The organism is Alkalihalobacillus sp. BA299, assembly GCF_017745675.1.
Lineage (GTDB): Bacteria > Bacillota > Bacilli > Bacillales > Bacillaceae_F > Alkalihalobacterium.
Genome location: NZ_JAFLJM010000021.1, coordinates 17,237 through 30,670, shown reverse-complemented (window position 1 = coordinate 30,670; position 13,434 = coordinate 17,237). Strand labels below are relative to the sequence as shown.

Below are 13,434 nucleotides of genomic sequence, written 5' to 3'. Positions count from 1 at the left end.
AAAAACTGGAGGTTAGTAAAATGAAAAAAGTGATAAATTGGGGTATTTTAGGTGATGCGGGTATTGCTAAAAAAGCGGTTATTCCTGCGATCCAAAGAGCTACAAATGCAACGGTTATGGCCATAGCAAGTCAAAAAGGGGCACCACAGCAAACGGCTGATCAATTTCATATTTCTAAAGCCTATCCATCATATCATCAATTATTAACGGATCCAGATATTGATGCTGTTTATATCCCGTTGCCTAATGCACTACATAAAGAATGGGTGATTGAAGCTGCAAGAAATAACAAGCATATTCTTTGTGAAAAACCAGCTGCATTAACGAGTGCAGAAGTAGAAGAGATGTTAGCCATTTGTCAAAAACAAAATGTTCAATTTATGGAAGCCTTTATGTACCAATTTCATCCTCAACATGAAAGGGTAAGACAAGTTATTGAAGAAGGAGAAATTGGAGTCGTTCAACAGATGAATTCTAGATTCACTTATTTACTTAATTTAAGTGAAGATAATATTCGCTTAAATCAAAAACTAGGTGGCGGAAGTTTATATGATGTCGGATGTTATTGTATTCATGCTAGTCGTTCAATCTTACAGGAAGAACCGGTCTCTGTGTATTGCGATGGGCGTATAGATACTAGACATAATGTAGACCTGACTGCTCATGGGGTAATGTCCTTTCCTCAAAATGTAGTAGCGACATTTACATGTAGCTTTGAGCAGTTTCCGGTGAATGACTATGAAATCATCGGTACGAAGGGGAAAATTATTGTACCTCATGCGTTTCGACCAGATAAACAAAGTGGAATAGGGGAAATTAAGATTATAAATGAAACAGGATCGCGATCAGAGAAAGTCGAAGGAGATCAATATCGAGCTCAAATTGAACATTTCTCAAAGGCAATTTTAGAACAATTTGAACCTACATATAATGGGGAACAAACGATTTGGAATATGCGGGTCATGGATGCGTGTTTTCAATCGATTGCACAAAAAAGCAGTATTGAAGTATCTCAGTAATTAAAATTTAAATTGTATGTGATGAAAACTTTCATTATACTATGAGGATAGCAGCAATGACAGGAAGGAAGCTAACCTATGAGTAAACAAGACGTATTACCAAGAAAAACGTTCGCCATTATTTCCCACCCTGATGCCGGTAAAACGACATTAACAGAAAAAGTTTTATTACTCGGTGGAGGAATTAGAAAAGCTGGAACAGTAAAAGGGAAGAAATCTGGTGTTTATGCGACATCAGACTGGATGGAAATTGAAAAACAACGCGGTATTTCTGTTACATCGAGTGTGATGCAACTTGAGTATGAAGGCGTTCAAATTAACATTTTAGATACACCAGGTCACCAAGACTTTAGTGAGGATACGTATCGAACATTAACTGCAGTCGATACCGCAGTCATGGTCATAGATGGCACGAAAGGAATTGAAGCGCAAACGTTAAAGCTATTTAAAGTATGTAAGATGCGCGGGATTCCGATCTTAACATTTATAAATAAGCTCGATCGAGAAGGAAAAGAGCCGTTAGATTTGTTAGCCGAAATTGAAGAAGTGTTAGAAATGGAAACGTATGCGATGAATTGGCCGATTGGTATGGGAAAAACATTAAAAGGGATTTATAACCGTATGGAACAATCGGTTGAAGTATTTTTTGATGGATTGGAGCACCAAATCGTTAGTTTAGAAGAAGCAAATCTTCGTGATTATGAAACTGAAAAATTAGATGAGGATATCATGCTCCTTGATGAAGCGGGAAATTCTTTTTCGATGGAAAAAGTAAGAGAAGGAAAAATGACTCCTGTTTTCTTTGGGAGTGCATTAAGTAATTTCGGAGTTCAAGGTTTTCTTGATCAGTTTGTTCAATTGGCATCACCACCTCAACCAAGGCAATCTTCAAAAGGGGAGATTCAGCCAGACGCGTCTCAGTTTTCTGGGTTTATCTTTAAAATTCAAGCAAATATGAATCCGAAACACCGAGATCGAATCGCTTTTTTACGTATTTGTTCTGGAGCTTTCGAACGGGGAATGGATGTAACACTTGCAAGAACAGGAAAAAGAATAAAACTAGCTCAATCTCATCAATTTTTTGCTTCTGAACGAGAAACGGTGGATACGGCGTATGCTGGAGATATTATTGGAATTTATGATTCGGGTGTTTATCAAGTCGGAGATACGTTATTAACGGGTAATGAAGTTTTCCAATATGAAGAATTACCACAGTTTCCACCCGAGCGATTTGCGAAAGTCATGGCAAAGAATGCTTTAAAACATAAGCATTTCCATAAGGGGCTTCATCAGCTTGTTCAAGAAGGAACGATTCAGTTGTACCGTACGCCTTATTTCGATGATTATATTTTAGGAGCCGTTGGTGAGTTGCAATATCAAGTGTTTGAATACCGAATGAAAAATGAGTATAACGTTGATGTTGAGTTAACGTACCTTCCGCATTCCCTTGCAAGGTGGGTTGTCGAAGGCGAAGTAACAGACCGAATGACGGACAGTCGAAAACTTTTAGTAAAAGATTTGCATGAGCGAACAGTTATTTTGTTTGAAAATGACTTTACGTATAACTGGTTTAAAGATAAGTATCCTGAAATTAAGCTTTCATCAGGCTGGGATATGTTGTTTTAAAAAGAAAGCTGTTTTCGTAAACTTTGTTGCTATTGGACCGTTTTTTGAACATAAATCAGCCCTAATGGACAAATTCATTTGTCCATCTGGCTGATTTATGTTCAAAGGCTTCACGCCAAAGCGTGAAGAACCAAGCTTTCGCTTGGTTAACGGTTCAATAGCTAAAAGCAACAATCTTTTAGAAAAGAGCCAAAAAGAAAAAGCTGAACGGGGAGCTAGATACCTGTTCAGCTTTTTACGTTAAATGATTTGAGTAATGTTTTCTATGCTTTGATCCATCATCCACTGATACGTCTGATTAAACAACTGTTGTTCAAAAGTATAACTAGAAAAAGTATGGTCAGCCTTCTCGATAAAGGAATACTGAATAGAAGAATTTCTCTTTTTCAACGTTTGATAATAATCAACCGCATTCGCTTTTGGGACATCTTCATCTAACTCTGCATGAATAATATGTGCAGGTCCTTTATAGTTATGAAGTGCTTTTAGTGGATGATGAAGCTTTAAATCTTCAAAAAATGCATCGCTTAAATAAAAACCATGATAATCATAAATACCATCTCTTTTGGCTTGAAGAACTGCTTCGTTACTAGTAATTCGTACGATATCGGTAAATGGTCTTGCAACAGGAGACCATAACATAAGCTGCTTAATTCGTTCATCTCTACTTGCAGTTATTGAAGCGACTGCACCTCCTAAGCTATGACCGACAACGGTTAATAGGTTAGGATCAACCTTATCTATGGATAATACATAATCGATTGCTGCTTGGAGTTCCTTAATTTGTTTAGTCAAGGTAACATGACTGTAGTCCCCTTCACTTTCACCACATCCTCCAAAGTCAAACCGAAAAACAAGATATCCACGTTCTGAAAAATAGTTAGCAGCCTTTACGAACATCCGGTGTTCGCCAACCTTACTACCGACAAAACCGTGAACCAAAATAATCGCGGGTACTTTATTTATAAATGATTTTTTTGGATAATGAGTCATACTCGATAACAATAAAGGACCAGCTGAAAAATGAACAGGTTTAATCAATAGTACCGCCTCCAAATACGATAAAACATATTAGTTTACTTGGGATTAGTATAAGAGGAAAACAAACAAATTTCAATAGAAATCTTTTAAAAGTTGAAACTGTGTTAAAGTACACTGTTAATATTTGGTTAAATTTGAGCTGAAAAAGAAAAAAATCGAGATTAGAGCTTAATAGCTCTAGTCTCAATTTTTTTTTCATCAATTAAGTTATCCCACTTTTGCAAAGTTGTGATCGCTTCTTCATACAATTGCTTGCTTACATGTTTTGTACCGTTTTGGTCATAATGAATATAGTAAGCTAAACCTTCTCCCGTCGTGTGAATGCTGACGCCACGAATTTTGTCTTTTTTCATGAATATCGACTCCTATAAAAAACTTTTATATAAATAATTTCATTAAGAAAAGATGAAGTAATAAACCATACAATTGTATATGATACATGATTCTCTATTAGAAATAAATATTGAGTTATTAATAAGCAGGACAATTTGTTTGTTTATTCAGTGAAACTTTCTCGGGAATTTATAGCGAAGGATCAGAAAAATAATGATAAGCAGCAATAATGCGAATAAAATTAAACTGACCTTTAATAAATATTTTTCAACAATAAACCACTTGTTCCCAAGTTCATGTCCTAATGTAATAAAAATGAACACCCAAGTAAACGCCCCTGTATATGCAAAAAAGGAAAACTTTAAGAACTTATAATTGGATATTCCAGATAAATAACCGGTAATATGTCGGATTCCTGGAATAAAGTATCCGATAAAAAGAAGAAGAGGCCCAAATTTATAAAATAGTTGTTGGGTATATGATATTTTCTTATGAGAAATATGGAATCGCGGCCCGTGCTTCATCAAGAAAGGCAATCCAAGTTTTGCGCCTAATAAATAACTAAAAGAAATACCGATGGTAGCTCCGATAAAAGCAGCTAATAACGCTAATACATAAGACATTTTACCGATGTAAGTATAGTAGCCTATCAATGTTAGTAATACTTCATCTGGTATAGGAAGACCAACAATTCCTCCCATTAATATTAATACGATGGCAATATAGCCATACTTCATGATTAAAAACTCAAATAACTCCATAATGTCCCTCAATTAATTCGGTTTTAGCCATACAATGTTAATTCATTATAAACTGAATATTTTATGTACGTAAATGAGAATTTCACTAGAGGATGACGATCTAAAGCTAGTTTCTTCATTCAATACACAAGTGGTCATCAAGAATTCAAAGACCACCAAGTGATTATGGGGTATAATTTTCCTAGTATCATCCTAATTTAGGCTTTCCATGTAGAAATAAATCCATGCACTTAACTTTTCTAAAGGAGGTTGTATCGTGTTTAAACGAATATTACTACCAGCTGATGGATCGGAGCATTCGATAAGAGCTGCTGAAAAAGCGATTGCGATTGCTAAAGCAGATGTTCAATCAAGCGTTACAGTATTGTATGTAGTTGATGGAAGTACATCAAAAGCAGATGTATTAAAGAACTGGGATTCTTTAGGGATAGCTTCACAAAGAAAAGCAAAGCTAAGTGCAATTGAACAGCAAGCATTAAATGAAAAGATCAACTTTGAAATAAAGATTGTTCGTGGAGAACCTGGACCAGCCATTGTGAAATATGCCAATGACCATAAATATGATTTAATTGTGATCGGTAGTAGAGGCTTAAATGCCCTTCAAGAAATGGTGTTAGGAAGTGTAAGTCATAAAGTAGCAAAACGTGCATTATGCCCTGTTATGATTGTAAAATAATAGCTAATTAACGCGAAGGGTAATATAAAAGTCGTGCTTTGAACCGATGTTCAGAGTTTTTAATATAATTGTAATGTTAGAAGCCTTGACAAATTTTCGTTATTTTTTTAAAATTCAGACATATACATTATAAGCAAATAAAAACAACCCTAAGAATGAGGTTGTTTTTTTACAACTTTAAATGAAAGCGTTTACAAAAAATATGGAATGAGGGATGAGTGTTGAAGCGATCTAGCTACTCAAAAGAGTTTAAGGTAAAGGTGGTGAAAGAAGCAATTGAAACTGGCAATAAATCTCTAATTGCACGGCGGTATGTGTTAAGTGTTGGCTTAGTTCATCGCTGGGTTGTTGAATATGAAGCAGGCAAATTTCATAAAAGACGATTAAGACGAAATATTGCTTTAGAAGAATCTCATTGAATATTCAATAACTATATAGTTATTTATTTAAGCTTCTTTCCATCCTTCTAAACGACCTTGGAAACTAACTGCAAAATAGAGCAACTTTTATAAATGTTTTTTTCTGTATGAGCGCTTAATCAGTTTTCGTCCATTAAGCATTCATTCTTTTAGTCCACTTCCTATGCTATAATCAAAAGATAATTAGTAGGGTGGTGGACGCATTTGAAATTATCCAATAAAGCACTTTTTCTTTTAATTGCAGGAATTGCGTTACTTTACGGCTTTTTATATTGGATCATTGGTAGTAGAATTGTCGAATAAATTATGTTGTTATTTTTCAAACTTTCACATATTCTTATCTTCAAGGAGATAAACAATAGATGTGTAGTGAGCTCATAAAGGATTCTTCCTTTTGGGCTTTTTTGTTGCTTTTTATGTTGTAACTTTACAACACCACTTATCGTCTTAATTAAGGGGAGATGTTCCTTATTGGAGCGTGCATTTGAGCGTTTATATGAATCGTATCATCAGTCATTATCCCAATGGAGTTGCCTACCGGTAATAATAGGAGGAAATAGGGCTGATTTATGATCAACCCTATTTTTATGTTTAAGAATAAGAAAGTTTACATTTCGAGGATGTCTAGCTGCAGCGCCCAGCGTCTAGTGGACTTCGCTCCCCCTCCTTACGATAAGTCAACATCGGCTCGAGGTCGCTTCGGTCCATCAAACGAGTCCAAAAGTCAGGACACTAATTGCTGGCCCTCCAGCGCTTGTCGCCGATAAGCAGACACCTTTCACTTTTCTTATTATGGCGGAAATTGCAGTCGAAATTTGTTTTCCCGGGAAATGCCGTGTCGAAAAGTTAAAATGATGGATGAATGCTACCGTGGGTGTCTAATGTAATTAGCATAGTAGAAAAACCTGTAGCAGTGACAGCAATAACAGATAGTAGAATTTCGGTAGGAGTTATGACAAATATCCCGCCAATTACAACGAGAAAATCAATAATAAAAATCATAACGCCAATATTTACTTTCGTATAATCAGCTATCATTTGTGCGAGCAAGTCAAGACCTCCTGTACTTATGTCCTCTCTAAACATGATCCCTACACCAGCTCCTAGAATTAGGCCACCTAAAATAGCACTTAGAAGTGGATCTATTACAAGGGGAAGGACGAAAAAGCTAAACCAATCAATAAATAACGAAGAGACAACAAAACCTGGAATACTGTAGATGAAAAAAGCGCGGTAATATTTCCACGCCAAGATGTAAATCGGTATGCTCATAATTAGGATTGTCAACCCTACTTCTAGGTCCCAAATATAATGAATGATTAAACCTAAACCAATCATTCCGCCATCAAGAATATGGTAGGGGATGAAAAATTGATTAATGCCATAGCTAATTAAAAGACTTCCCAATAAGATAACCCATATCGTTTTGATCATTGGTTGCACCCTTCGCTTAACGAGTTTAGAGTTTGTCTCTCTAATAAGTAAGGTATATGCATATCTTGGTTTCTTAGAACACTTGCGCTTTTTTTAATAAATATTATCTTGCTTACCTCGAAACATCTCATAGCACTACAAGAAAAATTATACTGATTTGTCACAATTAGCGGAACCTCAGTTCGTTGACTAGTCCATCATATTAAATAGGCGAGTAGTGCACTTGCAATTCCAAAATAAATCATTAGTGAAAAAATATCATTTAATGTTGTAATTAATGGTCCAGATGCGACTGCTGGGTCTATACCAAACCGATAGAGGATCAGAGGGATGACCGTCCCCGCCATCGTTCCAACGATGAGGGTAATCAATAAAGAAATCCCAACTACAACCCCGAGAATGAGGTTGCCCTGCCATATATAGGCAATAAGAAGGATGAGAACTCCACAGACAAGTCCAATGGTGAGGCCTACTCTTAATTCTCGGAAGATTAATTTTATGACCGTTTTTTTGTCGACAGTCGTCGTAACAATTCCTCTTACAACAACAGCAAGGGATTGGGTTCCTGTATTACCAGTCATTCCGGCAATCATCGGCATGAAGAAGATAAGGGCTAGTACTTGATTTAAAGTCTCTTCAAAGCTATTTAAAATTTGTCCGGAGACGAGGCCAATAAATAATAACAAAATGAGCCAAGGAAGTCTCCTTGCTGAAGCAGTTAAAGCTTTTGTATTAAAATCAATGGCTTTACCGGATGCAGATAGTTTTTCTATATCTTCGTTTGCTTCTTGAATGAAGACGTCAATCGCATCATCAACTGTTATAATCCCTAGTAATGTCTGTTCATTATCGACGACAGGAATAGCAATAAAGTCGTAACGTTCTATCATTTGTGCAACATCTTCTTGGTCAGCATCTACTGGGACAGAAATGACCCGGCTGAACATAATATCAGAAATTTGATCATCAATGTGAGCAATTAGGAGGTCCCGATAAGAAACTACACCAACAAGCTTTTTATCTTCATTTATTACATATACGTAATAGATATTCTCTGATATTCCAGCGTATACTTTAAGTTTGTCGACAGCTTCTCGAACAGTAGAATGTTCTTTAATCCAAATGAACTGGTTGGTCATTAGCCCCCCAGCGGTATCGGGAGGGTAATTCATTAAATCTCGGACTGTATCGGATTCTTCTTGTCTCATGGCATCAAGGAATTCTTGAATTTTATCCCCAGAAAGATCAGTTAGTAAGTCAACAACGTCGTCGTTATCCATTAAATCCATCACTTTTGACGAACGTTCAATACCGAGTTTGTGTAGAATGTCAATTTGAAGGTCACGTTCAAGCTCAGCAATTAAAGCTGCGACCTGGTTAGGGGTTAAAAAAGTAAGAAATCGATGCTGATGCTTTTCAGGTAAACCTCGGTATAATTGAGCAAAGTCATACGGATGTAGCTCATCTAACAATTGTTGAAAAGCTATACGTTTCGACTCTTTTAAATATTTAATGACCAATACGAGCATTTGGTCTTCTGACATGTTTACGATCATTTTAATCACCCACTCTAGTTCGTTCTATATTTTATGTAGTATTTCAAGATTGGACTAGACAAAACACTATTAAAATGTACAAGAAATGAAGGCAATAGTAAACCTTTAATAATGATTAAAAAGGAAGCATTTCTATATAGATTAACCTTGTATGAGGTGTTATACAAATTGGAATGGTGTATAATGATAAAAATGATGTGACATGGGGGCGTATGAGATGGGCATGAAATACGATGATAAAGTAAAAAATAGATTAAAACGTATTGAAGGTCAAGTCCGGGGCATCCTTAAAATGATGGAAGAAGAAAAAGAATGCCAAGATATTGTCGGACAAATGGCTGCAGTTCGTAATGCACTTGATCGTGCCATTGGAGTAGTCGTTAGTACGAATTTAGAAGCTTGTATTCGAGAACAAATAGAAAATGGGGAAAACACGGAAGAAACCATTAAAGAAGCAGTAAATTTATTAGTAAAAAGTAGATAAATCTAAATAAAAGACTGAAAAAAGGCTGACTAAAAAACAATGTCAAGTACGACCATACGTTTCAACGCTGTGATTATGTATGGGAAAAACGTGCTTGTACTAATTAGTCAGCCTTTTTGCTGTGACTGTTCTTTTTTAGAGGAAAAAAATTCAAAAAACATTATTGACAATGATTATCAGTTGCACTATACTACAAATTGTGGTTGGAGATGATAATGAATTTCATTCTAACTATAAAGAGTAATACATATTCTAGGGGGAAACATGTGCTATGAAAAAATCACTAAAGCTGTTGGTATTTGCTATGATGTCAATGCTGTTAGTATTTGTTGCTGCAGCTTGCGGACAACAAGATACTGAAACAGGTGGAGAAGAGCCACAAGAAGAACAGCAAAAAGAGCAGAATGAAGAACAACAAGAAGAAGCTGCTGCAGAAGAAGGTTCTGGGGTAGTCAACCTATATACGACTAGACATTATGATACAGATGAAGAGCTTTATAAAAAGTTCACAGAGCAAACAGGTATTGAAGTAAACGTTATTTCTGGTAAGGATGAATTAGTTCAACGCCTTAAAGATGAAGGTGAAGCAACTGAAGCGGATGTGTTTATAACAGCTGATGCAGGAAACTTAGCACGTCTTAAAGCAGATGGCTTAACACAGTCAGTTGAAAGTGAAGTTTTAACAAACAATATTCCTGAAAAATTACGTGATGTAGATAACCAGTGGTTTGGTTTAACAAAGAGAGCTCGTGTTATTGTATATTCAAAAGATCGTGTAGATCCATCTGAACTATCAACGTACGAAGCGTTAACGGAAGATGCTTGGAAAGGTCGTGTTTTAATCCGTTCATCTGAAAATATTTACAATCAATCTTTATTGGCTTCTTTTATTGAATTAAATGGTGAAGAAGCGGCAAAAGAGTGGGCACAAGGCATTAAAGATAATATGGCAAGAGATCCTGAAGGTGGAGATACTGACCAAGTGAAAGCGGTTGTTGCTGGTCTTGGTGATGTTGCTATTGCAAACACTTATTATGTTGGGAGACTTATCAATTCAACAGATTCAGAAGATTCGAAAGTAGGAGAGCAAGTAGGCGTTTTCTTCCCGAACCAAGAGACAAATGGTACGCACATTAACATTAGTGGAGCAGCGGTTGTAAAGCATGCTAAAAATGTTGACAATGCAATCAAATTTATTGAATTCTTATCTGATGTAGAAGCACAAGAATTATTCGCAAAAGGTAACAATGAATATCCAGTTAACCCTGATGCTGCGATTTCTGAAACACTTAAATCTTGGGGAGAGTTTAAAGAACAAGATATTAACTTAACAATTCTTGGTGATAACAACGCAAGAGCGATTCAAATTTATAACGAAGTTGGATGGAAATAATTCCAGTTCATGAAAGCCGTATTGCATTTTTGTAATACGGTTTTCATGTTTTTATTGATAATGATATTCACTAACACTATTTTTTTATGTATACTTAGTTTAGTGATAATTGGTCTCATCGAAGTCGTGCTTTTTATTAATAAGGATGTGGCAACATTGAAGCTTATTCAACAGGCAAGAACACAATTAAATATGTGGGCAGTTCTAAGTTTTATTTTTATTACCATCATCTTATTGCCCAACATAGTGATTGGAATACACTTTTTTGCGGAAGCCAATGATAACTGGTATCACATTAAAGAGTATTTACTATTTGATATTATCTATAACACAATCATTCTCTTAGTATTTACAGGTATAGCAACTACGATCATCGGAACAAGCTTAGCATGGATTGTTACGGTGTATAAGTTTCCGTTAAGAAACTTCTTTAAATGGGGACTCATCTTACCTTTAGCTATACCACCATTCATTGGTGCATACACCTATCATGGAATCATCAATTATACGGGAATTATCCAATCAACATTACGTAATACATTTGATATTCAGGTCAATCAAAAGTATTTTAGCATTATGAATATCGAAGGAACCGTCTTCATCTTTACAATTTTCCTTTTTCCTTACGTCTATGTCATCACTAAGAGCTTCTTTGAAAATCAATCTTCTTCCATTATAGAAAATGCACGTTTATTAGGAGCGAATGCATTTGACGTGTTTTTTAGAGTGGTTTTACCGATCTCAAGAGCCGCTATTATTGGCGGGGTGACGATCGTTATGTTAGAGGTCATCAATGACTACGGTGTGGTTAAGTATTTCGGCATTCAAACCTTTATTACAGCAATCTTTCAGACGTGGTTTGCTATGAGAGATATTGCATCTGCCTTTAAGTTGGCTGGGACATTGATGGTCGTTGTTATTTTAATTTTAGTAATTGAAAAGCTTATAAGAGGGAGAAAGCGTTTTAGCTATACAACCTCAAAAGTAAGGCCGATTCAACCGAAACAGCTAAAAGGTGGTAAAGCTTGGGTTGCGTTCGGATATTGTTTTACAATCTTCGGTTTTGCCTTCCTTATTCCTTTTGTTCAATTAGTTCATTGGATGTTCATGACCTATGAAAGAATTTTATCGAAGGAATTTTATATTTTAATTAAAAATTCATTTTATGTTGCAACAGTTGCAGCCATTTGCATTGTCGTTATTGCATTGATCATCGCCAATTATACCCGTCTTCAACACGGACTGGTTTCTAAACTGCTCTCTAAAGTTACAATTCTCGGATATTCTGTACCAGGTGCTATTATAGCTATTGGTATAATTACGATTTTTTTAGCTTTAGATAGCTATTTATATGCTCTTTTAACTTCTTTTTCTGTGGATACGGTCTTTGTTTTAAGAACTAGTATTGTCATGTTAATTTCAGCATATTGTATTCGCTTTTTAGCAGTAGGCTACAATTCTATAGAGGCAGGGTTTGAAAAAGTTGGTAATTCCTTTACGGAGGCTTCAAGAACACTTGGTTCATCAACAGTTAAAACGTTCTTTAGAGTCGATATCCCGATGATAAAAGGTGCTATTTTTGGAGGATTTATTCTTGTGTTTGTCGATATTTTAAAGGAGTTGCCGCTAACGATGCTCCTTCAGCCGTTTAATTTTCAAACCTTGGCAACTAGAGCTTTTCGATATGCTAATGATGAGATGATAAGTGAGGCAGCTTCAGCTTCATTGTTAATTATATTAATCAGTGGTATCTGTATCTTTTTCTTTCACAAAATCCTAGATAAAGGGGAGTCTCATTAAATGTTTGTAAAACTAAGAAATTTACAATATCAATATAAGAATACCTCTGAACCAACGATCAAAGACTTTTCATTGGATATCGAACAAGGAGAAATTATTTCGATTCTTGGTGAGAGCGGAAGTGGTAAGAGTACGATTTTAAGGTTAATTGCAGGCTTAGAGATCCCTAAGGCAGGTATGATTTCTATAAACGGTAGGGTGATCCTTGATGATTCAAATTTTATCCCTCCTGAAAAAAGAGGGGTAGGAATGGTATTTCAGGATTATGCACTTTTTCCACATATGACGGTTGAAAGTAATATTAAGTTTGGGTTAAGAAAAATGAATCGCAGACAGAAGCAACAGCGAATCGAAGAAATGTTATCTTTAGTGAACTTAACAAATTATAAAAATCGTTATCCGTATGAATTAAGTGGAGGACAGCAACAAAGAGTTGCACTTGCTAGAGCTTTAGCTCCTGCTCCATCTTTACTAATATTTGATGAACCATTTAGTAATCTAGATGCAAGTCTTCAAGTTAGAATTAGAGATGAACTTCGTGCAATCTTAAAGAAAACAGGAATTACATCGATATTTGTAACCCATGACCAAGAAGACGCAAGAGTTCTTGCTGATCGTATTGTTTATATTGAAAATGGAGTAATAAATCGTGTAGGTCCCCCAGAAAAAGTACTTAATTTTAACGGTAAGCAGATGTTTACAGTATACTAAATCGGATTTAATTAAACGTTTGATTAAACCGAATTAAAGAAGTAAAAGGAAAAAAGAACGTCAAAACCAGTGATAAAGAGCTCACTGGTTTTTTTGGGCTAGATAAAAATGTATAAATTTTTAAAGAAATAAATAAGATTGCGAAGAAATGTTGACACCGATAATCATTATCAATTAAAAT

13 protein-coding genes are annotated in these 13,434 nt (G+C 35.6%); 8 read left to right on the top strand and 5 right to left on the bottom strand.

Translation table 11 applies throughout. The features are described 5' to 3' along the window. Nucleotides 1-20 precede the first annotated feature (20 nt). Nucleotides 21-1,019: a Gfo/Idh/MocA family protein gene (locus J0N78_RS21305; RefSeq protein WP_209125134.1), complete on the top strand. Its 999-nt coding sequence runs from the start codon at nucleotides 21-23 to the stop codon at nucleotides 1,017-1,019. Nucleotides 1,020-1,097: 78 nt separating this feature from the next. Then, entirely contained in the window at nucleotides 1,098-2,645 is a 1,548-nt protein-coding gene (locus J0N78_RS21300) for a peptide chain release factor 3 (RefSeq protein ID WP_209125133.1), read from the top strand. A 240-nt stretch (nucleotides 2,646-2,885) separates the two neighbouring features. Here the strand turns inward: J0N78_RS21300 and J0N78_RS21295 are convergent, their stop codons facing one another. The 3 genes from J0N78_RS21295 to J0N78_RS21285 form a co-directional block, all read right to left on the bottom strand. Continuing rightward, nucleotides 2,886-3,686, bottom strand: a complete 801-nt coding sequence (locus J0N78_RS21295) for an alpha/beta hydrolase family protein (protein WP_209125132.1) — start codon at nucleotides 3,684-3,686, stop codon at nucleotides 2,886-2,888. 161 nt (nucleotides 3,687-3,847) lie between these two features. Beyond that, nucleotides 3,848-4,039, bottom strand: coding sequence for a hypothetical protein (locus J0N78_RS21290; protein WP_209125131.1), 192 nt, complete (start codon nucleotides 4,037-4,039; stop codon nucleotides 3,848-3,850). Between the two features lie 147 nt (nucleotides 4,040-4,186). Then, complete coding sequence (locus J0N78_RS21285) at nucleotides 4,187-4,780, bottom strand: DedA family protein (protein WP_209125130.1); 594 nt, start codon at nucleotides 4,778-4,780, stop codon at nucleotides 4,187-4,189. A 256-nt stretch (nucleotides 4,781-5,036) separates the two neighbouring features. On the opposite strand from J0N78_RS21285, the gene J0N78_RS21280 reads away from it, so the two are divergent. Further along, nucleotides 5,037-5,456 (top strand): universal stress protein, encoded by a 420-nt coding sequence (locus J0N78_RS21280; RefSeq protein ID WP_209125129.1) that lies wholly within the window; start codon nucleotides 5,037-5,039, stop codon nucleotides 5,454-5,456. A 221-nt stretch (nucleotides 5,457-5,677) separates the two neighbouring features. After that, a complete protein-coding gene (locus tag J0N78_RS21275; RefSeq protein ID WP_209125128.1) occupies nucleotides 5,678-5,875 on the top strand; it encodes a transposase in 198 nt (65 codons plus the stop codon). Nucleotides 5,876-6,721: 846 nt separating this feature from the next. Here J0N78_RS21275 and J0N78_RS21270 read toward each other — a convergent pair. Together J0N78_RS21270 and mgtE are read right to left on the bottom strand one after the other, a co-directional pair. Beyond that, nucleotides 6,722-7,309: a YitT family protein gene (locus J0N78_RS21270; RefSeq protein WP_209125127.1), complete on the bottom strand. Its 588-nt coding sequence runs from the start codon at nucleotides 7,307-7,309 to the stop codon at nucleotides 6,722-6,724. Between the two features lie 197 nt (nucleotides 7,310-7,506). After that, entirely contained in the window at nucleotides 7,507-8,865 is a 1,359-nt protein-coding gene (mgtE, locus tag J0N78_RS21265; RefSeq protein WP_209125126.1) for a magnesium transporter, read from the bottom strand. Between the two features lie 223 nt (nucleotides 8,866-9,088). On the opposite strand from mgtE, the gene J0N78_RS21260 reads away from it, so the two are divergent. The 4 genes from J0N78_RS21260 (at nucleotide 9,089) to J0N78_RS21245 (ending at nucleotide 13,253) form a co-directional block, all read left to right on the top strand. Further along, nucleotides 9,089-9,349 carry a metal-sensitive transcriptional regulator gene (locus tag J0N78_RS21260; RefSeq protein ID WP_209125174.1) on the top strand — a complete coding sequence of 87 codons (261 nt, stop codon included), beginning with the start codon at nucleotides 9,089-9,091 and terminating at the stop codon, nucleotides 9,347-9,349. Between the two features lie 271 nt (nucleotides 9,350-9,620). After that, the gene (locus tag J0N78_RS21255; protein ID WP_209125125.1) at nucleotides 9,621-10,742 is read left to right on the top strand and encodes a Fe(3+) ABC transporter substrate-binding protein; all 1,122 of its coding nucleotides are present in this window, start codon (nucleotides 9,621-9,623) and stop codon (nucleotides 10,740-10,742) included. 192 nt (nucleotides 10,743-10,934) lie between these two features. Then, nucleotides 10,935-12,542, top strand: a complete 1,608-nt coding sequence (locus J0N78_RS21250) for an ABC transporter permease (protein ID WP_209125173.1) — start codon at nucleotides 10,935-10,937, stop codon at nucleotides 12,540-12,542. Continuing rightward, a complete protein-coding gene (locus J0N78_RS21245; RefSeq protein WP_209125124.1) occupies nucleotides 12,543-13,253 on the top strand; it encodes an ABC transporter ATP-binding protein in 711 nt (236 codons plus the stop codon). Nucleotides 13,254-13,434 lie beyond the last annotated feature (181 nt).

What these genes read in the sequence shown, in the direction of transcription:
- J0N78_RS21250 (WP_209125173.1), top strand. Translation starts at nt 10,935, where the DNA reads ATGTGGGCAGTTCTAAGTTTTATTTTTATTACCATCATCTTATTGCCC.
- J0N78_RS21245 (WP_209125124.1), top strand. Translation starts at nt 12,543, where the DNA reads ATGTTTGTAAAACTAAGAAATTTACAATATCAATATAAGAATACCTCT.
- J0N78_RS21255 (WP_209125125.1), top strand. Translation starts at nt 9,621, where the DNA reads ATGAAAAAATCACTAAAGCTGTTGGTATTTGCTATGATGTCAATGCTG.
- J0N78_RS21300 (WP_209125133.1), top strand. Translation starts at nt 1,098, where the DNA reads ATGAGTAAACAAGACGTATTACCAAGAAAAACGTTCGCCATTATTTCC.
- J0N78_RS21285 (WP_209125130.1), bottom strand. Translation starts at nt 4,780, where the DNA reads ATGGAGTTATTTGAGTTTTTAATCATGAAGTATGGCTATATTGCCATC.
- mgtE (WP_209125126.1), bottom strand. Translation starts at nt 8,865, where the DNA reads ATGATCGTAAACATGTCAGAAGACCAAATGCTCGTATTGGTCATTAAA.
- J0N78_RS21270 (WP_209125127.1), bottom strand. Translation starts at nt 7,309, where the DNA reads ATGATCAAAACGATATGGGTTATCTTATTGGGAAGTCTTTTAATTAGC.
- J0N78_RS21305 (WP_209125134.1), top strand. Translation starts at nt 21, where the DNA reads ATGAAAAAAGTGATAAATTGGGGTATTTTAGGTGATGCGGGTATTGCT.
- J0N78_RS21260 (WP_209125174.1), top strand. Translation starts at nt 9,089, where the DNA reads ATGAAATACGATGATAAAGTAAAAAATAGATTAAAACGTATTGAAGGT.
- J0N78_RS21290 (WP_209125131.1), bottom strand. Translation starts at nt 4,039, where the DNA reads ATGAAAAAAGACAAAATTCGTGGCGTCAGCATTCACACGACGGGAGAA.